The sequence below is a fragment of the Chitinophagaceae bacterium C216 genome, assembly GCA_028485475.2.
In the GTDB taxonomy this organism is placed as follows: domain Bacteria; phylum Bacteroidota; class Bacteroidia; order Chitinophagales; family Chitinophagaceae; genus Niabella; species Niabella composti.
Map to the genome: position 1 here is coordinate 1303666 of CP144143.1, position 23846 is coordinate 1327511.

General features: G+C 41.1%; 16 protein-coding genes. 8 read left to right on the plus strand and 8 right to left on the minus strand.

What is annotated here, in order from left to right:
* Position 1: 1 nt before the first annotated feature.
* The 7 genes from PIECOFPK_RS05405 to PIECOFPK_RS05435 all read right to left on the minus strand — a co-directional run bounded on the left by PIECOFPK_RS05405 (position 2) and on the right by PIECOFPK_RS05435 (position 7828).
* A complete protein-coding gene (locus tag PIECOFPK_RS05405; RefSeq protein WP_330973393.1) occupies positions 2 to 1159 on the minus strand; it encodes a nucleotidyltransferase family protein in 1158 nt (385 codons plus the stop codon).
* Entirely contained in the window at positions 1156 to 2940 is a 1785-nt protein-coding gene (locus PIECOFPK_RS05410; RefSeq protein WP_330973394.1) for an ABC transporter ATP-binding protein, read from the minus strand. The genes PIECOFPK_RS05405 and PIECOFPK_RS05410 overlap by 4 nt, the downstream gene beginning before the upstream one ends.
* Complete coding sequence (locus tag PIECOFPK_RS05415; protein ID WP_330973395.1) at positions 2937 to 3353, minus strand: lasso peptide biosynthesis B2 protein; 417 nt, start codon at positions 3351 to 3353, stop codon at positions 2937 to 2939. The genes PIECOFPK_RS05410 and PIECOFPK_RS05415 overlap by 4 nt, the downstream gene beginning before the upstream one ends.
* A 47-nt stretch (positions 3354 to 3400) precedes the next feature.
* Positions 3401 to 3664 carry a PqqD family protein gene (locus tag PIECOFPK_RS05420; RefSeq protein ID WP_330973396.1) on the minus strand — a complete coding sequence of 88 codons (264 nt, stop codon included), beginning with the start codon at positions 3662 to 3664 and terminating at the stop codon, positions 3401 to 3403.
* 57 nt (positions 3665 to 3721) lie between these two features.
* On the minus strand, positions 3722 to 5614 hold the full coding sequence (locus tag PIECOFPK_RS05425) for an asparagine synthetase B family protein (RefSeq protein WP_409966686.1): 1893 nt from the start codon (positions 5612 to 5614) through the stop codon (positions 3722 to 3724).
* A gap of 298 nt (positions 5615 to 5912) precedes the next feature.
* Positions 5913 to 6836, minus strand: coding sequence for a hypothetical protein (locus PIECOFPK_RS05430; protein ID WP_330973398.1), 924 nt, complete (start codon positions 6834 to 6836; stop codon positions 5913 to 5915).
* A gap of 92 nt (positions 6837 to 6928) precedes the next feature.
* Positions 6929 to 7828, minus strand: coding sequence for an SMP-30/gluconolactonase/LRE family protein (locus tag PIECOFPK_RS05435; RefSeq protein WP_409966687.1), 900 nt, complete (start codon positions 7826 to 7828; stop codon positions 6929 to 6931).
* 275 nt (positions 7829 to 8103) lie between these two features.
* Between PIECOFPK_RS05435 and rplK the strand changes: the two genes are divergently transcribed.
* From rplK to PIECOFPK_RS05465, 6 genes are all read left to right on the plus strand, one after another.
* Positions 8104 to 8547: a 50S ribosomal protein L11 gene (rplK, locus tag PIECOFPK_RS05440; protein ID WP_330973400.1), complete on the plus strand. Its 444-nt coding sequence runs from the start codon at positions 8104 to 8106 to the stop codon at positions 8545 to 8547.
* Between the two features lie 29 nt (positions 8548 to 8576).
* The gene (gene rplA / locus PIECOFPK_RS05445; RefSeq protein WP_330973401.1) at positions 8577 to 9269 is read left to right on the plus strand and encodes a 50S ribosomal protein L1; all 693 of its coding nucleotides are present in this window, start codon (positions 8577 to 8579) and stop codon (positions 9267 to 9269) included.
* Positions 9270 to 9315: 46 nt separating this feature from the next.
* Positions 9316 to 9870: a 50S ribosomal protein L10 gene (rplJ, locus tag PIECOFPK_RS05450; protein WP_409966688.1), complete on the plus strand. Its 555-nt coding sequence runs from the start codon at positions 9316 to 9318 to the stop codon at positions 9868 to 9870.
* Between the two features lie 140 nt (positions 9871 to 10010).
* Positions 10011 to 10385, plus strand: a complete 375-nt coding sequence (rplL, locus tag PIECOFPK_RS05455) for a 50S ribosomal protein L7/L12 (protein ID WP_330973403.1) — start codon at positions 10011 to 10013, stop codon at positions 10383 to 10385.
* Positions 10386 to 11042: 657 nt separating this feature from the next.
* On the plus strand, positions 11043 to 13247 hold the full coding sequence (locus PIECOFPK_RS05460; protein WP_409966689.1) for a hypothetical protein: 2205 nt from the start codon (positions 11043 to 11045) through the stop codon (positions 13245 to 13247).
* Between the two features lie 129 nt (positions 13248 to 13376).
* On the plus strand, positions 13377 to 14408 hold the full coding sequence (locus PIECOFPK_RS05465; protein ID WP_409966690.1) for a hypothetical protein: 1032 nt from the start codon (positions 13377 to 13379) through the stop codon (positions 14406 to 14408).
* Between the two features lie 30 nt (positions 14409 to 14438).
* On the opposite strand, the gene PIECOFPK_RS05470 is transcribed toward PIECOFPK_RS05465, so the two are convergent.
* A complete protein-coding gene (locus PIECOFPK_RS05470) occupies positions 14439 to 15389 on the minus strand; it encodes a ComEA family DNA-binding protein (RefSeq protein WP_330973406.1) in 951 nt (316 codons plus the stop codon).
* A gap of 254 nt (positions 15390 to 15643) precedes the next feature.
* Here PIECOFPK_RS05470 and rpoB point away from each other — a divergent pair, with 254 nt between their 5' ends.
* Together rpoB and rpoC are read left to right on the plus strand one after the other, a co-directional pair.
* Entirely contained in the window at positions 15644 to 19447 is a 3804-nt protein-coding gene (gene rpoB, locus PIECOFPK_RS05475; protein ID WP_409966691.1) for a DNA-directed RNA polymerase subunit beta, read from the plus strand.
* Positions 19448 to 19540: 93 nt separating this feature from the next.
* Positions 19541 to 23833, plus strand: a complete 4293-nt coding sequence (gene rpoC, locus PIECOFPK_RS05480; protein WP_330973408.1) for a DNA-directed RNA polymerase subunit beta' — start codon at positions 19541 to 19543, stop codon at positions 23831 to 23833.
* Positions 23834 to 23846 lie beyond the last annotated feature (13 nt).

Here is a 23846-nt window from a genome sequence, read left to right on the forward strand (position 1 = left end):
CTTAGATGTAGCGTTTGAGGTGTTGCAGTAATCTTATAGGACGAGAAAGTACATACATCCATTTGGGTTGTTGCTGAGCATTGGTTGTGTCGTTATAATTAGGCGTGAGTATGTATTTTACCACCGCTTTTACGAGTTTTATTTTTTCAAATAAGCCGGATCGTAACCGATACGCTACTTTAATGATGGCGCTTAAGGGTACGCGACCGGCTTCTTTCTTTTTAAGCAACCATTGAATAATTTGCTCTCCCTGCTGTGTTATAAAACGCGTGTCAGGATAAGCAGGATATTCTGTAGCCTGAACACTAAAAAGTTTTTCGATTATATAGGCATTCAGACTGTAATAACCGCTTAATAGCTGCGGAAGGCGGTAACAGGTGCTTTGCTTACATTTCTGGGTGAGAAGAGCTATATCTATCATGCACCGGAGCGTGGGATAACGGTCAACCAGACCGTGATTGACAGTAAGTAAAGGGAGATACTCGCACAAGGAGAGGTCTTTTCCTACTTGCCATGATGGGCCGAATAGATCGTTAAAGGAAATGTTAGTAGCCAGGTAGGAACCTACCGGTTTATAATGAAATTCATACAAGAAAAAACCTTCTGGGCTGTCATCATAGCAAATCACATCTTTCTGATGCTTCAGGTACTTCTCTTCAGAGTCTTCGAATAATGTTGCTCCTTCTACTTTGTAGCCGGCAGTCTTGAGCATTGCAACTAGGCGGGGAATATCTTCTTCGTTTACGATAAAATCAATATCACTGAATTCACGAAGCGAAAGATGATTGTATAGTTGTTGTGATAAATGGATGCCTTTATATACCTGAATAGGTATTTGATGTTGTTGCATTAATGCGACCAACTGATGGGCTTTTTGTTGACAACGAAAAGCGCGAACACTATGGTTCAAATATGCCTGTTTGAGTTGCTCTTTGAACTTGAGGTCTAAACTTTGAAGAGGAAGGGTTGTTTCGTATACGATATATCTTATCCGGTGTACTTTGGCAAGATGGTACACTTCATCCCAATCGAGGGTATGGGCATGAACGAACTGCTCCAATGCCGACAGATCTTCAGTTTTTAGAAATACCCTGCAGCATAGCATTAACATTGCTATCTCATTACCATATTTTTTTTGTATGTCACTGATGGCAATCATAATTGCTGCATGTTATAAAGCCGGGTAAATGCTCCGTTTTTATTAACGAGCTCATCAAATGTACCTTCTTCAATAATACGACCTTCATCCATCACATAGAGATAATCTGCAATTTTCAGATTATATAAACGATGTGTGATAAGGATAACCATCTTATCTTTTGCCAGATTTTTTATCTGCGTAAAAATCTCAAACTCTGCCTGAGCATCCAATGCACTGGTGGGTTCATCCAGTACGATTAATGAAGCATCATCTCTGTAAAAAACACGGGCCAGTGCCAGCTTTTGCCATTGTCCTCCGCTTAATTGTTCGCTCTCATGGAATGTGCGTCCCATGCGTGTCTGATAGCCTTTTGATAATTTACTGATGAATTTATCAGCCCCGGATAATACGGCAGCGTTCTTTACATCGTCGATTGTCTTTTGTGTAGCTGAAGCACCTAAAACAATGTTTTCTTCTACTGTAAAGAAATATTTTTCGAAATCTTGGAATAAAAATACCGTATGTTGTCGGTAGGAAGGGATATCAATATCTTGGAGTTCGGTATTGCCAAAGTGTATAGTGCCCGATTTCTGTTCGTAAAGTCGGGCTAGAATTTTGATCAAGGTAGATTTTCCAGAACCATTTTCTCCTACAATAGCGATGATTTGTCCCTTGTTACAAGTGAGGGAAACGTTTTGCAACACTTCTCTACCATCAGGCGTATAACGGAAACTTATATTACTTACAGAGAGATTATTATCGGTAGAGGGGAAGGGTAATGTGTGATGGTTGTTGTTTATGATTTTAATATCTAGGAAGGCGAACAAGTCCTGTAAGAAAATACGTTGTTGTAAGATCTGAACAACGGATTGTAAAAAATTTTTGGAATTGTTCTGTAAACTTTGAAACCCTTGTATGTAAATCACAAATAGGCCGAGTGTTATAGCACCAGCTACAGCTTCTTTAGCAAGTAATGCAAAGATTATAGCCATGGCCACAATCTCTGCTGATTCAGCAATAAGGCTGTAACGTGTAAGGCGTTTGTGGAGTTGTTGTTTTTGTAAGCGGATATAGTGGCGAATATTGATAAACTTCTCAATGAAAAACTTACCAAAGTTGAAAACACGTACTTCTTTTGCAGGGCTTACTCCCGTTAAGGTGTAATGCAGATAATTAGCTTCTCTTTCTAGGGGCGCAAGTTTTCTTTCTTGCTGCATAGTGGCAATGCCAAAATACCATTTAATAATGGCCAAGGGTAGCGAAAAAGCAATAAATAAAATAGCAAAATAGGATTGCACACTAATAAATAAAAGCAAGAGGAACAAAAGCGCAAATCCCGATGTAATAAAGGTGTTGTAGCTGGTCAAAAGCATACTTGCTCGATATAGAGATTGTTGTTGTGCTAGATGCAGGCTATCATGATAATCGGGATTTTCATAATAATTATAATCTACTTGTACAGCTTTATCAAGAACCTTTTGCGACAAGAAATCTGTGAGTTTTAATTGAAAAATTGTGGAGACATAAGTAGCGCATTGTTGGGTGACAGCAAGTAACAGTTGCGCTCCAAGGAATAATATAATTGCGGGTAGTATTTCGGAAAAGGGAAGCTTGGCGGTAACTTTTTCTACTAATGTTTTTATAAAATATAATGATATCACAGGTAAAAAAGCCTGCAGTATATGCAATGCAAAACTGAGTATTGCAAGACGTTTACTGGCTTGCCATAGCAGTAATAAAGAGCGTTGAATATTTTTTTTCAGCTCTTTAAGGTTAAAGTTTTTATAAGTAATGGTCATCTGTTTTTGTAGATACTTTGTATGATGTACTCCTCAGGATTACAAAAACCTGTAATCATTCTTCCTCCTGCCATGGTCCAGGCATGGGCCTGTATTTCATTTTTTGCTATGTCTTTTTTAAAACCTATGAATATTAGATAAGGAATATTATAAAGATTGCATAATAACTTAGCTTGATATGCCTGATGCCTGCATACATTTTTCCAGGGAATATATTTGGAGACGATATGGATGGCTTTGGCGATATCATTGATTTTTGTATGGGTTTTTTCATCAGCAGCAATGGACGATGATACGGTATTTTTCGCACTATTTTCAGTCAAAGCTAATCTTTCTCCGAATCGGGCATATCGATTGAAAAAGGCAAAAAGAAAACCGGTATACAGCGAAAAAACAAATGTCTGTAATATCATTATTTTCAACTGAGGCCTTAATCTCGCAAATGTTTTTATTTTATTTATCATGCCTCCACTACCAGCTTTTTTTCTATAAAAGTGCGGATGATATTATGCACTGCTTGGGAACACTCTTCTGTCGATATATCGTACTCGGCTTCCAGTTGCTGGATGATGTCCTCGACCGGAGTATTGTTTTCAATACCTTTCAGGATTTTATAAGAAGTCTCGTTGAGCGAAAAATATTCGTTTGTAGCACTGTTAAAGGCTACACCTTCTTCACCCAGCTGGGTTACTAAAACATCTTTGGCATTGAATTGATAACTCATAGATACAAAAATATTAAATGAGTAACGGGTTTTAAAATAATTGTTTTCGGGTTCGTATTAATCAAAATGCATCTGTAGAAATAAACCAAAATGTATCGCCTTCAGGAGGCACTGTATTTGAAAGGGGGACGTATAGGGCTGGGCCAAATAGGTTTGCCACGCTGCCGAAAGCTTTTGCACATCAATACAAGAGGTTGCGGCAGCACTTTTTGAGAGCAATGCTATAGCCTCAGTGATCTCGTGCTGCTGAGCTTTTACACGATATAGGATATCTGAACTTTGTAATCCCTTTTTCTTTTCAAAGAGTACGCTGTCCGGTATCCGCCCTTTCATCATGCGTTTTACCAGCATGCGATTGTTGTGATGCTCGTCAAAAAAGGCTTCATTGGGTAGGCTGAAAAAGAATTCCATCACATCTTGGTCTGCACAAGGGTCGCGCATTTCCACTCCGTAAAAATGATTGTGTGCTGCTCCGAACAAACTGCGTATTTGGTAAAGTGATACGAACTGTTCTTTAAGTTCGTTAATGTCTTTTATGTTAAGCTGAAAGCTTTTTTGATTTGTCTGAATGTCCTCCAGTATCTGATATTTTTGCAGTAGCTGCTCATTGGCAAATATCATTGTAACATAATCAGCAAGGTCATTATGAGCGCGTTTGCGCTTTTCAAAATATTGAGGATATAGTGTTTTTACTATGGGCTTGGCTATATGAGATTTCAGGTATCTGAAAGGATGTTGCAGTACCTGTTTCCATTGTAAAGGTAATAATTGAGGACGTCCTTTGAAAGAAATACTGCCGTTTCCCCCCTCACCAGTTAATAGAACGCCAAAGCCTTTTTGTGAAGCTGTGCGAAAAATATCCTGTATCCAATATGCATTAAAGGCTCCATGAATAGGAGCATCGTATATTTTTAACACATCTATCATTCCTTGCAGAATGCTGTAATTGGCGGAATTCAACAATATCGGGTTGATATTACCGGCTGCTTTTACTGTTTCCAGGATAAGAGGCGTTTCATCCAGTATTTGTTTCTCTGCTATATCGATACCTTGTAACTCTTTCTGAAAAAGAGGCACATGACTGAAGGTGGTAAGAGGTATGTTTTTTTGCTGGAGTAAGCGTGCTGCAATGTAACTTACTGCCGAGCTATCCAGTCCTCCACTAAGCATGGAGGCTATCGGTTTGGGACTCTTTAATCTTACAGCTACTGCATGAGAAAAAATGTCATACATCTCCTCTGCATAGTCCTGTTTATTCTTGTATATCCTAATTGAAGTATACTGTGGGTACCAATACCTGTTTAGGGTAACTTTACCATCTTTTTTTAAAGTTAACGTATGAGCAAGGGGAATTGTGTGAATGCCTTTAAAGAATGTTTGGTGATTCGCTTCCAAGTGATCCCATAGGGTGAGCATCCGCAACCAATACTCTTCGTTCAGTTGCTTTTGATAGGAGGGGAGTGTCAGCAAGTTTTTAAGGGATGAGCTGAAATAAAACCCCGTAGCATCCTGATAGTAATACAGCGCTGTATAGCCCATCGGATCTCTGGCTATAAATAGTTCTTGTGTTTCATAGTTCCACACAGCAAAACTCCAATCACCTCTTAGTTCATTTACACAGTCTTTTCCCCATTTGAGGAAGGACTGCCACATAAGGTATTCAGAGGTATAGCCATCGGATATCTCAATTCCCAATTTTCGACATAAGGCTGGGCTATTGTCTATTCTGCCCTGTGCTGTAAATAGAAAAGTAGCATTCAAAAAAATAGATGCTTCTTGCGAATCTGTAGTATGCGGCAGTGTTCGAATATGCCCTACTCCGGTATTATTATGAATGCGCTGATTATATGCTCCCTGTGACAGTACTGCCAAAGTTGTGCACATCCGCTCAAGTGTGTTTGCAACGGATTTACCAGGTTCAAATAACCAACATCCGAAGATCAGACTCATGACTGGGATTAAAATAAATATCGGTATGGTAATGGCAAAAAAAAAGCAGAGAAATTCTCTGCTAATAAGTTTTTATTATAAGCTACAACCTCAAGCTTTCAACTGTTCTTAGCTAGTTAATTCTTCTAAACTGGCAGCATCACCTCCTGCACTTCCACCGGCATTGATTTCAAGCTCTGTAACTTCTGGTAAAATCCATTGTTTTTTAGTTTCCATAATACTTTTTGATTTAATGATTAATACTTTTTGTTAATAACAAAGGATAATAGGTTTGTGTTTCTATTGAGCCGCAAGATAACTAATTATCATTATTATTCAAAATATTCTTTATAATTTGTGGTAATGTATCAAAAGTGTCGTGATTTAATGGTCTGGTAATTAATAAGTTGGGTACTGTTTGTAGTATCTGGCTAATTAATAAAAACTGCTGTTTATGCATTTGAAAGGCAGGAATCCAATGTCGTCGGTATACATTGTCGGCCAATGCTTTAAAGGCATCTGTGCTTTTAATTTTCAGTGTTTGAATTTGCGGATAGGCGTCTTTCTGCATAAAAATAATACGTTCTACTTCTGCCGGGGTATCTGCAAATTGGCTATGGAACAAAAAGCCATATTTATCTTTTTCTCCATCATATATAATTTGTTTTTCATCAATATTGAGCATCTTTTGTTTGTCCAATGCATTCTCCCATAACCTTATCATAGGATAAGATGCCTGTGCATAGCATTTACCGTCTTTTACGAAAAGAATGGCGGTATCATCGGTGAATGGTGCAAATCCTAATTCCTGTAGTTTTACTGCGAGCGTGGATTTTCCAGTACCTGAGGGAGCTGCAAATAGCACTACTTTGCCAGGCTGTGTAAAAACGCCCGATACATGAAAAGGAATCAAATTGCGTTGCAATAACATTGCTGCCAAGCAATTGGAGTAGAAGTAGAGTAAATATCTGCTATAATCGTAATGGATGGGTTCGATAATGATGTTTTCCCCTTTAGATATGTAGAACTTTATTTTTTTCGGCAATGTGAAGATCATTTCTTCGGCATTGCAATAGGTGAAATAATCGGCCTGGATACCGGGAGTTTTCAGTGTTTGAGGCACCTTACCTAGTTTAACCGTTACAGGACGTTCTGGGGATATATTTTTATTTAATGGCAATAACGCAGGTAGTTCAATATCGGAGAGCACGGGAATACCAAATGCCAGATAACGATAGGTCATGAAGGTTAATAAATGTTTTTGAGCCTGTAAAAATTTGGATAGCCACAAATGTACACTATTCGATAGTAAAACCGTGTATTCGGGGATGGGGTTTACTGTCCTTTTACATTCATTTTTAGTATATAAATGCTGTTGCTCGCGGTAATGAATAATATGTCTTTGTTTTTGCCGGCAAAACAAATATTGGCTGTCCATTTTTCCGGTACCGGAATGTGTGCGATTCTAACACCGTGGGGGTTATACACTGTTACGCCCCGTCCTGCCAGATATAGGTTGCCTTTTTCATCCAATGTAATGCCGTCGGCACCTTGCGGAGCAAAGAGGTGTTTATTGCCCAGGCTTCCATCGGGTCGGATGTCAAATCGGTATATTTTGTGGCCATCGATATCTGCAACAAACAGATACTTGCCATCAGCGGAGCCTACAATACCATTGGGTTTGACCAGCTCATCCGTTACCCCAATAGGTTTTGTGGCGCCTTTGGGGAGGTAATAGACCTTTTGTTCTTTTATTTCAGGTTCGGTACGCGACCAATAATTGCGCTGATAGTAGGGGTCGGTAAAGTAGATACCTCCTTTTTTATCAATCCATAAATCGTTTGGTCCATTCAATTTTTTTCCATTCATGCTACTTACTAAAACCTTCACCTCACCGTCGGGGGCAATCGCCCACAATTCATTGTTTTCATCCGCGCAGGCGATGATGTTTCCTGCAGCGTCAATAGCCAGTCCATTAGCTCGGCCGGCATTATCCTTAAATACTTTAAGCGCATTTTTTTCAACGTCGTAGTACCATATACGGTTATTCGGCTGGTCGGTAAAATAAACATTCCCATATTGGTCGGCTACGGGACCTTCCGTAAAGCTAAACTCATTACTTATGCGCTGGAGTGTTGCTCCTGATTTTATAATACCAAGTGAGTCAAACACAACTTGTTGTGCGAAAAGCATATGTCCTATGCTCAGCAATATCATTAAAATTACAGCTCTCATAACCATGAAATTACAAAATCTAGGGTAGTATAGCCTATAGCCGTGTAAATTTGTGGGAACGCCATAGGTTATAATTTTTTTTGCAATTATACAAATCTCCTTACCTTTGCACCCCCAATTAGTTCTTTCAAATGCGACTATTGCCCGGCAGGCTTAAGTTCTGTTGATAATAATGGTCGAAAACCCGTTAAGGGATGAAAGGGCCCGATAGGAATATCGGAATTGGGAGTGGCGCCTATTAACGTCACGTTTGAACCAATTAAAAATTGTAAGACATGGCAAAAGAAATCAGCGGCTTCGTAAAGCTGCAATGTAAAGGTGGACAGGCAAATCCCGCACCTCCGATTGGTCCGGCGCTAGGTTCCAAGGGTATCAACATCATGGAATTCTGCAAGCAGTTCAATGCGCGCACTCAGGACAAAATGGGAAAAGTTCTTCCCGTAGTAATCACAGTTTATTCGGACAAAAGCTTTGACTTCGTAATCAAAACTCCTCCTGCAGTAGTGCAGTTGATGGAGGCGGCTAAGATTCAAAAGGGTTCTAAAGAAAGCAATCGTACTAAGGTTGGTAAAGTGACCTGGGAGCAGATTGAGGCTATTGCAAAAGACAAAATGCCTGATATGAACTGCTTCACAGTAGAAAGCGCCATGAAAATGGTAGCTGGTACTGCACGCAGTATGGGCTTGACAGTTGAGGGTAAAGCTCCTTGGGAAAATTAATCCATTAAAGAACCTTTAAAAGAATTACAATGGCTATAACTAAAAAAAGAAAAATTGCGAACGCCAAAGTAGATGCCAATAAAACCTATACACTGAACGAAGCATCTGCTCTGGTTAAAGAAGTAAATATTGCTAAGTTCGATGCTTCTGTAGATTTACACGTGCGCCTGGGAGTGGATCCTAAGAAGGCTGATCAGGCCATTCGTGGTACGGTTACATTGCCTCACGGAACCGGTAAAACAAAACGCGTATTAGTGCTTTGCACTCCAGATAAAGAAGCAGCTGCTAAAGAAGCCGGCGCTGATCATGTAGGATTGGATGAATATATCCAAAAAATCGAAGGCGGCTGGACTGATATAGATGTAATTATTGCTACTCCGGCGGTAATGCCTAAAATTGGTAAACTGGGTAAAATATTAGGTCCTCGTAACCTGATGCCTAACCCTAAAACAGGTACCGTTACCAATGATGTGGCTGCTGCGGTAAACGAAGTGAAAGGGGGTAAAATTGCATTCAAAGTGGATAAAGCAGGTATTGTACACGCTTCTATTGGTCGTGTTAGTTTCCCTCCGGAAAAAATTGCTGAAAACGGAATGGAACTCATCAATGCACTGATTAAAGCTAAGCCTGCTACCGCAAAAGGAACTTACCTGAAGAGTGTAAGCATGGCCAGCACCATGAGTCCGGGTATTCCTTTGGATGTTAAAAGCTTTACTCATTAATGGTTGAATTCCCCCAAAAATTTTAAATCAGTCAAATCGTAATAAAATGACTAAAGAACAAAAAAACCAGATAATTGAAGTATTGAAAGGTAAATTCTCTCAATACGACAATTTCTATATAACCGATACAGAATCGCTTACCGTAGAACAGGTAAATAAACTGCGCCGAGCTTGTTTCGACAAGAATGTCGAAATGAAAGTGGCTAAAAATACACTTATCAGAAAAGCATTAGAGTCTCTCGATGCAGAAAAATACTCGGGCGTATACGATGCCCTGCATAATGTAACAGCGCTGATGTTCTCCGAGAATCCGAAAGAACCGGCTGTTATCTTAAGCTCGTTCCGTAATGAAACCAAAGGCGAAAAGCCTCAGCTGAAACTGGCCTTCATTAACGGCGAATTATATGCAGGCGATAATAATCTGAAAGCATTAACTCAGATTAAGACTAAGAACGAACTTATCGGCGAAGTTATTACCCTGTTGCTTTCTCCGATTCAGCGTGTTATTGGAGCTTTGCAGAACAAGCCTGAAGGTGAAGTGGCAGCTGCACCGGCTGCTGACGCAGCTCCTGCAGCAGAAGATACACCTGCAGCTGAATAACTTGTTTTTGAGATTCCTACTGGAATATAAACACTCATTTTCCCCAAGTGAGTTGTAAATAAATTGGGGCCGAAACAATTTTTTTAAACCCGCCGTCGGACTCCGCAAGGGGAATGAAGACGGTAAAAATTAGAAACAAAATGGCAGACATTAAATCATTAGCAGAAAGCCTGGTAGGTTTAACTGTAAAAGAAGTACAAGAACTGGCAGATCTTTTAAAAAATGAATACGGTATCGAACCTGCTGCTGCAGCAGTAGTAGTTTCTGGCGACGCTGGTGGTGGCGCTGGCGCAGCAGAAGAAAAGACTGCGTTCGATGTAATTCTGAAAAACGGAGGGGCTTCTAAACTGAATGTTGTTAAGATTGTTAAAGATCTTACAGGTTTAGGTCTGAAAGAAGCTAAAGAATTAGTAGACGGTGCTCCGAAACCAGTTAAAGAAGGTGTTTCTAAAGCTGAAGCTGAGGATATCGCAGCTAAATTAAAAGAAGCTGGTGCGGAAGTAGAAATAGCTTAATGGAATTGTCCTAATCGATAAAAAATCCTCTGCTGATTATTCAGCAGGGGATTTTTTTGAGAATACCAAAATAATTTGTTAATTCTAATATGGATCATTATCTTTGTTGGTGAAACAGATTTGTATTTCAGGATTCTGTAGCCCTTATCTCATGCCTAGCATGAGAAATCATGTTCATTGAAGCATTAAGTCAGATGATAATAATCAAATAAGACCATTTAGTATGAGTGTTTGCTGTATGCGTTCAGTGAGAATGACCTCTAAACCTTAATGACTCTTAACCTAACTCAATAGATTGGATATGTATTCCTCAACTACGTATTTGAAACTTATTCGTATTACTTAATCGGTTTATAGAATTATTGAAAAGTAAAGTGGCTGAAAACTTTATTATTTATTACATCGGCTATCAGTTAAAAGTTTTTTCTATGAACTGCTTTACATGAATCTGTATTAGTTTCTAGCCGTGTAGTATGATTAGACAGCAATTAAAATAATAAATAGGATAGAATTGTAATCCTTAAACTCTAAATAATTTAGCCCTTAAGGTGGGTTGTGTTACCCCCTTTGTTTTGAATTACTTTTCTAAAAAAAAATCCGCGACTGCATTTGCACATATTGACTTCCTAACTAATAAGCTCTAAAACAATTTTAATTATGAATAAGCATTTACGACTTAACCTATCAAGCTCTAACACCGTTTATCAGAGCAGGAGAAGATTGCCTGCACTCATCAGTTTCATAGTGGCAGTATTATGCATTACTAGCATAGCTTTTGCTGCAATACCAGATGAATACAAGAATCAGTATCTACATGTCGCTTCTAATACGGGTCCTTTTGGAAATGATCTATCAGTTAGAACCTCTCTACTGGGGTTTAATGATGCGAGTCATGTAATTAATGGAAATCCCAACTCCGCTGCAACTTTGGGTCTTGGGGGATTATTAGGTGCATGGATTGAAGTAGAGTATGACGACGTGTTTCCGGCTGGTACTGAGGTGAGTTTTATAACTAGCGCAGGCTTGCTGAATGTATCACTTTTTGGCGGACTTGAACTTACCACCTATAATGGCAATACTCAGGTGTCTCAAAAGAGTGGTAGAAGTCTTCTGGGTATTTCATTACTCGGTGGTAAGGATAAAATAGGCTTGGTATCTGAAGGGGCTTTTAATCGGGTAAGACTCACTGTTAATGGGGTAAATCTAAGTGTACTAACTTCAATCTTAGGCGCAGGTGCTACGGTGAGCGTGTATTATGCAGAGGTGATGGTGCCTAAAGCTGGTGTATTTAATCCCAACGAATGTAATGCCGAAGTACGTATTAATCAAACTGATTTTCCCGCTGTAGCTAATTATACTAGTCCGGCCCTTTTGGATGGGATTGCCAATGCCGATGCGGTTAATCTTATCAATTCAATGTCAAATGTAGCAAACGTAGTATCGTCAGATGTTGATGATTATGCTAGTTTATCTCCGTTAAACGTTACCGTGTTAGGAGATACTTATCTTTCTGTGAAGTTATTAGCAGGGACTATTCCTAATAATACCTATGCCGGCTTTGAAATCTCTAATACAATTGGGCTGTTGTCTAATTTGAATTTACTAGGGGGGATAACAATTCAAGCATATAATAACGGTACGTTAGTGCAAGAGGAGGGGAGCTTTAACTTGTTATCGGGTACTGTTATTGGAGCGGAAACGGAAAGACATACCGTGGGTATGTTAGTCACCAATGGGGAATATAATGAATTACGATTGAAGTTTGGAAATGCAGTGCTTTCTGCTCTGGCCACTTTAGGCGAAACACGTATCTATGGAGTTGTAGTAAAACAATTTTGCCCGCCTAGTGGATCACTGAATGGTACAGTAATTTTAGCCAATGGACATCCTTCCACCAATGGAATGGGCATAACTGTAAATTCTCGGAATGCAGGTTTGGCAAATATTGCTTTAGTGGGTAATGAGTCCATTGGTGCTACCATGGGTAAATTGATCGATAACTTATTTGATAACTTTGTAAAAATAAGCAGCCTACTGGGTGCTCAGTTAGCAAATGGCGCCACCCTCTCTGCTGCTACTCCTGGATACACATTTAATCAACCCGCTAAGTTGGCTGGATTTATCATCAAAAGGTCTAATCCGCTGCTTGATTTAGTATTAATGAAAGGAGTGAAGATCAAAACTTACAATAATGGGCAATTACAAGAAGAGGCTAGTGTGGACAATAATTTGCTGAAGCTTAATGTTCTCAACTTAATTAATATTGGGGATTTCCCACCGGATGCTGAAGCTGTGTATATGACAACAAGTCTGCCATTCAACGAAATTAGAATGGAGGTAGATGATCTGGCGGGCGTAGGCGACGAATTGCAGGTATTTGCAGCCTTTGCAAATGCTGATGAGCCACCAGCGCTCCCTGTAACGTTTGGGGATGTACACGCTACATTGGAAAACAACAACCTCTTTATTAAATGGGCAACCCTCAAGGAAACCAACAATGCAGAGTTTATTGTGGAAGCTTCTACTGATGGTAAAAATTGGACTCAGATTGGCAAACTCAACACAAAAGCTAATGGTGGAAATTCAGATATTACCCTAGAATACACCTTTACTAAAGGGCTGGGAGGATTAGTCTTAGGAGGATTTGGTATTATGGCTCTTTTAAGCATGCCATTCTTCAGAAACCGTTTTATAAGAGGTGGTTTGCTGGTAGCATTCTTGATTTTAGTAGGTGTATCATGCAGCAAGAACAAAGATTATATCAGCAACCCCGATGTGAGTGACTTGTACATACGGATCGCACAGGTAGATAAAAATGGGGATGTTACCTACTCTAAAGTAGTAAAAGTGATAAAGAAATAAACCTAACCTAAAGTGGTATCTAAAGCCGTCCGAAAGGGCGGCTTTTTTTATATTGTATAAATTATCTTCATTTCATATTTGATTTATTGTATACATATTGTAATTTAGTAGTGCCAAAATCTGTTACCTATGAAATACATAATTACTTTATTGTTTTTTGCCATTTCTCATCCTGTTTTTGCCCAGTACACTTTTTTCGAAGAAAATATGGGTGGCACTTCTGTAGGAGCATCCATTTTGTCAGCAAACAGTTATACAGGTTATCTTAATTATGGAGCAGTGGCTTATGCAGCATCTTCAGGTAGTAGTACTGCTTCAATAAGAAGTAACAGCAGTAGTTCATCAGGTTATTCCACAGCATCGGGTGGCAACTTTCTATTTCTAAGCGGCAATAACAGCTCCTTTTTCACAATTCAGAACATCTCCATCTTAGGAGCTACAAATGTGCGCGTAGCATTCGGGGTTAGCAAAACCAGTACAGCGAGCGATGGAAGCACCTTAACGGTGCAAGTAAGTGTTGATGGGTCGGGGGCTATAAGTTTTTCGCCTTCATTACCGACTGGAGCTGGTACTACGCAATGGTATTATATCGTTTCTTCCGTATCTATTCCCTCCGGTTCATCTCTCAGTATTAGTTTTTACAATACTAGTGGACCCGAAAACTCTGTAAGTTACCGTATTGATGATATAGCTGTACTTTCTGATACGCCCATGCCTGTTGTTTTCGGGGATATTGCTGCTTTATTGGATGGTGAAAACCTGTATGCTAGCTGGACCACTTTACAGGAGATTAATAACGATTATTTTGAAGTGCAACTGTCGGATGATGGTAAGCATTTTTCAACTATTGCTACTTTAAAGTCGAAAGATGGAAACTCCGATAGGCCTCAGCATTATGAAGTGATGGCGCCATTAAAACAATGGAAGGGCCTGATGGTATTGCCCGCTCTCCTATTAAGTTTGTGCTGGGGTTCTCGAAGAAGCGCGCTTGCCAAGATGCTTACAGTTATATTGATGGGAGGATTATTGGGGGCAACTGCATGTAGTAAGGACAGCTCCGCAATTGACAGTGTTATTGATGGTAAGCTCTTTCTGCGCATCAAGCAGGTGGATGTTGACGGAAAATACGAGTACAGCAAAACCATACAGGTGATCCGTTAGTGCAAATAGGGAAATGCCTGGTACAGCGGCTTATTCGGTTTTGATATAATGCTTGATTTTGTCAAAGACATCATTAGGCTGTACCAGGCTTTTTATTGCTTCTATGTCGTTAATACTACCATTTTCTTTGCGGTATTTTAGAATCTGATAGGCCGTTTGTGAATTGATATAGGGGTGATTGTTTAATTCATCGTAGGTTGCCGTATTAACGTTAATTTTCTGCACCATTTCGGCATTTACTTGCAAATGAGGTTTGATCTTATTGAAAACTGAATCGGCCAGCCCATATGTTTCTCCTATCTGCTCTATACTATAAAAACCACCTAATTTATTCCTGAAGTTAATGATGCGTGTTGCTAGCTTGTCGCCGATGCCGTATAGGGATTTAAAGGTTTCTCGGTCGGCACTATTGATTTCAATAAGCGTGGGACGCGACTTTACCACATCTTCCATATATGTGCTGCGTAATGGCAAAGAAGAACTGGGGGCACTAGTGGGTGGGGTAATGACAATATAAGGCAGTAATCGTTCATATTCCTCCTGCTTGAGCCCGTAAATCTTTTGTAAATCCTCAGCTTTTTTGAACTTGCCTCCTTTATTACGGTAGTTGACTAAAATCTGTATGGTCTTTTCGCGTAAGCCTAGCCTGCGTAAATCCTCTACTTCTGCCGTATTAGGATCAAAGACGAAAAGTGGGGTATTAGGAGTAGGTTGGGAAAAATTTTCGGATTGAATATACTGATATTTATTCTTATCTTCACTATTCGTTTTTGATGGGTTAGACATGGGCTTCTGCTGCAATGCGTTAGCTGCCATCAACCAAGCTGTATCAGCTGAAGTGGTTATATCGGTATACCTTCTATGACTGGTGGTGATGTAAGGTAATATGATAACGCAGCAGATGGCTAAAAGTAGAACAAGGATGGCAATTCTTTCTTTTTTTGAGAATGTAAGGTGTTTATTTACAAAGGTTGAGCGCATTTTCATAGGTTTTTTAACAAATATACAAATAAACTTATATGATGTATTATGTTAAAAATTGGCAGAATTATTGCGGATAAGTTTTTTCTTTACCGGATATTCCCCTAACTTTGCAATCCTTTTATTTTGGCCAATAAAATTTTGACTTTACGAAATGTGTTCAAGTAATTGAATTTCAATAGGATTTCTTTTAGCAATAAAAGTGATCCTATTGGCATTTCTACAGGTCAATCATTAAAACCGGTTTAATATTTATGTCTGCTACAAGCGTACAATCGAGAATTGATTTCGGAAAAATCAAACATTTAGCTGAAACACCTGATTTGCTCGAAGTTCAAATCCAATCTTTTAAAGAATTTTTTCAATTAGAAACTACTCCAGATAAGCGTAAGAATGAAGGGTTGTTCCGTGTGTTCAAGGATAACTTTCCGATTACCGATACCAGGAACATCTTCGTGCTGGAATTTCTGGATTACTTCATCGATCCGCCCCGTTACACCATCGAAGAGTGTATGGAGCGTGGATTAACTTATGCGGTTCCTCTGAAGGCTAAACTACGTTTGAGCTGTAATGACGAGGAGCACGTGGACTTCCAGACTATTGTTCAGGATGTATTCTTAGGTAATATTCCATATATGACCCCCCGCGGTACCTTTGTGATCAACGGTGCTGAGCGTGTGGTGGTTTCTCAGTTGCATCGTTCTCCCGGTGTATTCTTTGGTCAGTCTGTACACCCTAACGGTACTAAAATATATTCAGCTCGTGTGATTCCGTTTAAAGGAGCATGGATGGAGTTCGCTACCGATATTAATAACGTGATGTATGCTTACATCGATCGTAAAAAGAAATTCCCGGTAACGACTTTATTACGTGCTATCGGTTACGAAACCGATAAGGATATTTTGGAGCTGTTTGGTATGGCTGATGAAGTTCCCGGAGATAAAAAATCGCTTCAAGCACATATCGGTAAACGCCTAGCCGCTCGTGTACTACGTACTTGGGTTGAGGACTTCGTGGATGAGGATACCGGAGAGGTGGTATCTATCGAGCGTAACGAAATTGTAATGGAGCGCGATACAGTATTGGATGAAGAAGCTATCGAAACCATTGTAGATATGGGAATCGATACTGTATTTGTACAAAGAGAAGATGTGGGCGGTGATTATGCCATCATTTATAACACTTTAAACAAAGATACTTCGAACAGCGAGCTGGAAGCGGTTCAGTTTATCTATCGTCAATTGAGAGGTGCTGACGCTCCGGATAACGAAACTGCTCGCGGTATTATTGATAAATTGTTCTTTAGCGACAAGCGTTACGACTTAGGCGAAGTAGGTCGTTATAAAATTAACCGTAAACTGGGAATCGACGTATCGCTTGAGCAAAAAACACTTACTAAAGAAGATATTATCGAAATCATCAAATATCTGGTACGCCTTACCAATGGTAAAGCGGAGATTGATGATATCGACCACTTAAGTAACCGTCGTGTGCGTACCGTAGGAGAGCAGTTGTATGCTCAGTTTGGTGTAGGGTTGGCTCGTATGGCCCGTACCATCCGCGAAAGAATGAATGTACGTGACAACGAGGTGTTCACTCCTGTGGATCTGATCAATGCCAGAACACTTTCTTCTGTGATTAACTCTTTCTTCGGAACATCACAGTTGTCTCAGTTCTTGGATCAGACCAACCCATTATCCGAAATTACCCACAAACGCCGTATCTCAGCTTTGGGTCCAGGTGGTTTAAGCCGTGAGCGTGCAGGCTTCGAGGTGCGTGACGTACACTACTCACACTACGGTCGTTTGTGTACCATTGAAACTCCTGAAGGACCCAACATCGGTTTGATTTCTACACTTTGCGTTCATGCTAAGATTAACGAAATGGGCTTCATCGAAACCCCCTATCGTAAGGTAGAGAACGGAAAGGTAGATATGAAGGAGCTGAAATACTTGAGTGCTGAAGAAGAAGATACCGCTAAGATCGCACAGGCCAATGCGCCAATCGATGACAACGGTAATTTCATCAACGATAGAGTAGAAAGTAGAGAAACAGGAGATTTCCCTGTCCTGGATAAAAGCGAGGTGGAATACATGGATGTGGCTCCGAACCAAATTGTGGGTCTGAGCGCCTCCTTAATTCCGTTCCTTGAGCACGACGATGCCAACCGTGCACTGATGGGATCCAACATGCAGCGTCAAGCTGTTCCATTATTGCGCCCAGATGTACCTATTGTGGGTACCGGATTGGAAAGCAAGGCGGCACGTGATGCTAGAATCCAAATTCATGCAGAAGGTGACGGTGTAGTAGAATATGTGGATGCTAACGAAATTCATGTGCGTTACGAAAGAGATGTCACCCAAAAACTGGTAAGCTTCGAAGAAGATCTGAAAGTATACAAGCTCACCAAGTTTATTAAAACCAACCAAGAAACCTGTATCAACCTAGTGCCTGCTGTGAAGAAAGGACAAAAAGTAAAAGCGGGTGACTTCCTTACTGAAGGTTATGCAACTCGCGACGGAGAGCTGGCATTGGGTAAAAACCTCAAAGTGGCCTTCATGCCATGGAAAGGATACAACTTCGAGGATGCGATTGTGATTAGTGAGCGTGTGGTAAAAGAAGATCTCTTTACTTCTATCCACATTTCGGAATATGAGCTCGAAGTACGCGATACTAAGTTAGGAGAAGAAGAGCTGACAGCCGACATTCCTAACGTTTCTGAAGAAGCGACTAAAGACCTGGACGAAAACGGTATTATCCGTATAGGTGCGCAAATTAAAGAAGGTGATATCCTAATCGGTAAAATTACTCCTAAAGGAGAGAGCGATCCTACACCTGAAGAAAAACTGTTGCGCGCTATCTTTGGAGATAAAGCAGGAGATGCCAAAGACGCCTCGCTGAAAGCTCCAAACGGAGTAGAAGGTGTGGTAATTGGCAAAAAGCTGTTCCAGCGTGCTAAGAAAGATAAAAATGCTAAGGCCCGTGAAAAAGCGGCCATGGAAAAGCTGGAAAAAGTACACGAGAAGAATGTTCAGGATCTGCAAAACATCTTGCTAGATAAACTGGGCACTTTACTGGAAAATCAGGTTTCTGCCGGAGTGAAAAACAACTTCGACGAAATCGTGATTGGTAAAGGCGTGAAGTTTACTTCTAAAAACCTAGCTTCTATTGACTATACCAATGTGAACCCGCTAGGATGGACTAATGATGAAGTGATTAATGAGCAGGTGAACACATTGCTGCACAACTACAATATTAAGTATAACGAAGAGCTGGGTCGTTACAAGAGAGAGAAATTCAATATTTCTATCGGTGACGAGTTACCTGCCGGTGTGTTGAAATTGGCTAAAGTATATCTGGCCGTAAAACGTAAACTGAAGGTGGGTGATAAGATGGCGGGCCGTCACGGTAACAAGGGTATCGTAGCCAAAATCGTTCGTGAGGAAGATATGCCGTTCTTGGAAGACGGAACACCGGTAGATATCGTACTGAATCCGCTGGGGGTACCTTCTCGTATGAACCTCGGACAGATTTACGAAACCGTACTGGGTTGGGCCGGTCAGAAACTAGGCGTAAAATTCGCAACACCGATTTTTGACGGTGCTGAGCCTCACGAAATCGAGGAGTACTGCGAAAAAGCAGGTATTCCGAAATTCGGTCACACTTATTTGTATGATGGTGAAACCGGCGAACGCTTCCACCAGAAAGCAACCGTGGGTGTTATCTATATGATTAAACTGCACCACATGGTGGATGATAAGATGCACGCCCGTTCTATAGGACCATACAGCTTGATTACACAACAACCGTTGGGTGGTAAAGCACAGTTCGGTGGTCAGCGTTTCGGGGAAATGGAAGTGTGGGCATTGGAAGCTTACGGTGCATCCAACATCCTGCAAGAGTTGTTGACCATTAAGTCCGATGATATTGTGGGTCGCGCTAAGACATACGAAAGTATTGTGAAAGGTGAGAATATACCTCGCGCCGGAGTTCCTGAGTCGTTCAATGTATTAGTGCATGAACTGAGAGGATTGGGATTAGACTTAACTTTTGAATAATCGCATTATTCCCTGAACCACCTTCAGGGAATACCTCATTCGGAACTTAGGAATCAATATCAAATTAAAAATTCTAAATTAGAAATAAATCTAATGGCTACTAAAAAAGACAATCGTCCAAAAGCATCGTTTTCAAGAATTACAATTAGCTTAGCCTCTCCCGACTCTATTCTGGAAAGAAGCTATGGCGAAGTGTTAAAGCCTGAAACGATCAACTATCGTACTTATAAGCCGGAGCGCGATGGTCTATTCTGCGAAAGAATCTTTGGTCCGGTAAAGGACTACGAATGTGCTTGTGGTAAGTACAAACGTATACGCTATAAAGGAATTGTGTGCGACAGATGTGGTGTAGAAGTAACCGAGAAGAAAGTACGCCGTGAGCGTATGGGGCACATTAAATTGGTGGTGCCTGTAGTACACATCTGGTATTTTAAATCACTCCCTAACAAAATCGGTTACCTGCTGGGAATGAGCTCCAAAAAACTGGAGAGCATTATTTACTACGAACGCTATGTAGTAATTCAGCCGGGAGTACGAGCCGATAAGGGACAAAACTATGGCGACCTCTTAACAGAAGAGGAATATCTGGATATACTGGATGCTTTGCCCAAAGACAACCAGTATTTACCTGATGATGATCCTCAAAAGTTCATCGCCAAAATGGGTGCAGAAGCCATTCACGATTTGCTGCAGAGAATAGACTTAGACCAACTGTCTTTCGATCTGCGCAATGCTGCTGCCACCGAAACATCACAACAACGTAAGGCCGACGCATTGAAACGCTTAAGTGTAGTAGAGGCCTTCCGCGATGCTAACTCCAGAATTACCAACCGTCCTGAATGGATGGTGATGCAATACATCCCCGTAATTCCACCGGAGCTACGTCCGCTGGTTCCACTGGATGGTGGTCGTTTTGCCTCTTCAGACCTGAACGATCTATATCGTCGGGTAATTATTCGTAACAACCGTCTGAAACGTCTCATTGAAATCAAAGCTCCTGAAGTGATTCTGCGTAACGAAAAGCGTATGCTTCAGGAAGCGATCGATTCTCTGTTCGATAACAGCCGTAAATCCAATGCCGTAAAAGCAGAAGGTGGTCGTGCGCTGAAATCGCTTTCCGATGTGCTGAAAGGTAAACAAGGACGTTTCCGTCAGAACCTGCTGGGTAAACGTGTTGACTACTCAGGTCGTTCGGTAATCGTTGTAGGTCCCGAATTAAAAATTCACGAATGTGGTCTGCCAAAAGATATGGCGGCCGAGCTGTTCAAGCCGTTTATCATTCGTAAACTGATAGAAAGAGGTATTGTAAAAACCGTAAAATCGGCAAGAAAGCTGGTAGATAAAAAAGAAGCGGTAGTTTGGGATATCCTCGAAAATATTTTGAAAGGACATCCGGTTCTGCTCAACCGTGCCCCAACACTGCACCGTTTGTCGATCCAGGCGTTCCAGCCTAAATTGATTGAGGGTAAAGCTATTCAGCTGCACCCGCTGGTAACCGCCGCGTTTAACGCCGACTTCGATGGTGACCAGATGGCGGTGCACGTACCGCTAAGCAATGCGGCTATCCTAGAAGCACAGCTGCTGATGCTGGCTTCTCACAATATTCTTAACCCTCAGAACGGTACTCCTATCACACTACCTTCTCAGGACATGGTACTTGGTCTGTATTATCTGACTAAGGGTAAAAAATCTACCGATACTGAGATTGTGCGTGGAGAGGGTAAAGTGTTCTATTCCGCCGAAGAAGTAATTATCGCATATAACGAAAAGCGCGTAGATCTTCACGCTTGGATTAAGGTAAGAGCTAAAGTAAGAAAAGAAAACGGAGAGCTGAAGACCCAATTGATTGAAACCACAGTAGGTCGTGTGATCTTCAACCAGTTCGTACCTGAAGAAGTAGGTTTTGTAAATGCGCTATTGACTAAAAAGAACCTGCGTGAAATCATTGGTGATATTATCGAAATTACCAATGTTCCCAAAACGGCGAAATTCCTTGACGATATTAAGCAGTTAGGTTTCCGCACAGCGTTCGAAGGTGGTCTGTCGTTCAGCATCAACGACCTGATTGTTCCTGAAATTAAGCAAGAGTTGCTCGAAAATGCAAAAAGTGAAGTAGATGAAGTGTGGGATAACTATAACATGGGCTTGATCACCAACAACGAACGTTATAACCAGATAGTAGATATCTGGAGCCGTGTGGATACCCGCCTTACAGAAACACTGATTCGTGAACTGGCATCAGACAGACAAGGTTTCAACTCCGTATACATGATGCTGGATTCAGGAGCTCGTGGTTCTAAGCAGCAGATTAAACAGCTAGCCGGTATGAGGGGACTCATGGCTAAGCCTAGAAAATCTGGTTCTACCGGTTCAGAAATTATCGAAAACCCAATTCTGTCAAACTTTAAGGGTGGACTGAACGTATTGGATTACTTCATTTCTACACACGGTGCTCGTAAAGGTCTTGCGGATACAGCGTTGAAGACAGCTGATGCGGGTTATCTGACTCGTCGTCTGGTAGACGTAGCACAAGATGTGGTAATCACAGAAGAAGATTGTGGTACACTGCGTGGTATCAGCATCTCAGCTCTGAAAGACAATGAGGATATTATAGAACCATTAGCAGATAGAATTGAGGGCCGTACCTCATTGCATGATGTATATCATCCTCTAACTGATGAGCTGATCATTGAAGCTGGTAAGGAAATTTCTCCTGCCATTGCCAAGAAGATTGAAGATGTCGGTATTGAGTCTATTGAAATCCGTTCTGTACTGACTTGTGAAAGTAAACGCGGATGTTGTGTGAAGTGTTACGGTAAGAACCTGGCTTCTGGTTATCTAGCTCAAAAAGGTGATGCAGTGGGTATCATTGCTGCTCAATCCATCGGTGAGCCTGGTACTCAGCTTACACTTCGTACCTTCCACGTGGGTGGTGTGGCCGGTTCTGCATCTGTAGAATCTACATTAACGGCTAAGTTCGATGGTGTGATCCAGTTCGACGGGGTACGTTCTGTAATAACTACTAATGCTGAAGGAGAGGAAGTGAAAGTGGTGATTGGTCGTACCGGTGAAGTACGTATCATCGATACTAAGAACGATAGACTGCTCATCACCAATAACATTCCTTACGGTTCTACCCTTATGGTGAAAGATGGGCAGAAGGTGAGCAAAGGCGATGTGATTTGCTCTTGGGACCCCTACAATAACGTAATCATTGCTGAGGTAGATGGTGTACTGAAATTTGAAAACGTTATTGAAGGTGTTACATACCGTGAGGAAGCGGATGAACAAACTGGACACCGCGAAAAAGTGGTTATCGAAACCAGAGATAAAACTAAGATTCCTTCAATTATCATAGAAGGTAAGACTTCCAAATCTTACAACTTGCCTACCGGTAGCCATATCATGCTCGAAGAGGGCGAAGAAGTGAAAGCCGGTAAAGTGTTGGTAAAAATACCTCGTATCTTAGGAAAGGTAAAAGATATCACCGGAGGTCTGCCGCGCGTAACTGAGCTGTTTGAAGCTCGTAACCCAAGCAACCCTGCTGTAGTTTCTGAAATTGATGGTGTGGTAACAATGGGTTCTGTAAAACGTGGTAACCGTGAAATTATCGTTGAAGCTAAGGACGGCGTAACCAGAAAATATCTGGTTCCGTTGACCAGACAAATCCTAGCTCAAGATGGCGATTTCGTTAAAGCCGGTACTCCGTTAAGTGATGGTCAAGTTTCGCCTCAGGATATTTTATCCATCCAAGGTCCATTTGCGGTACAGCAATATGTGGTGAACGAAATTCAGGAGGTATACCGCTTACAGGGTGTGAAGATCAACGATAAACACATTGAGGTGATTGTGCGTCAGATGATGCGTAAGGTAAGCATCGTAGATCCGGGTGATACTCGCTTCCTCGAGGATGATTTGGTAGATAAATTCGAATTCATTGAAGAGAACGATTATATCTTCGACAAAAAGGTGGTAACAGATCCGGGAGATTCTACTAAGCTGCGTGCAGGACAAATCGTAAGCCTGCGCGAGTTAAGAGAAGAAAACTCACTGTTGCGCCGTGCAGATAAGAAACTGGTAGAGTATAGGGATGCAAGACCTGCTACTTCAGCGCCTACCTTGTTAGGTATTACTAAGGCTTCTCTGGGAGTACAAAGCTGGATCTCTGCAGCTTCGTTCCAAGAAACTACCAAAGTGCTTTCTGCTGCAGCTATTCAAGGTAAGGCCGATGAAATGCTGGGCTTGAAAGAAAATGTGATTACCGGTCACCATATCCCTGCAGGTACAGGATTGCGTGAGTTTGAGAATATGATTGTGGGCAGCAAAGAGGAATACGAGTTGTTACAAACAACCCGTGAAGCCATGTCTTTTGACGAAGAAGAGTAATCGTGTTACTCAG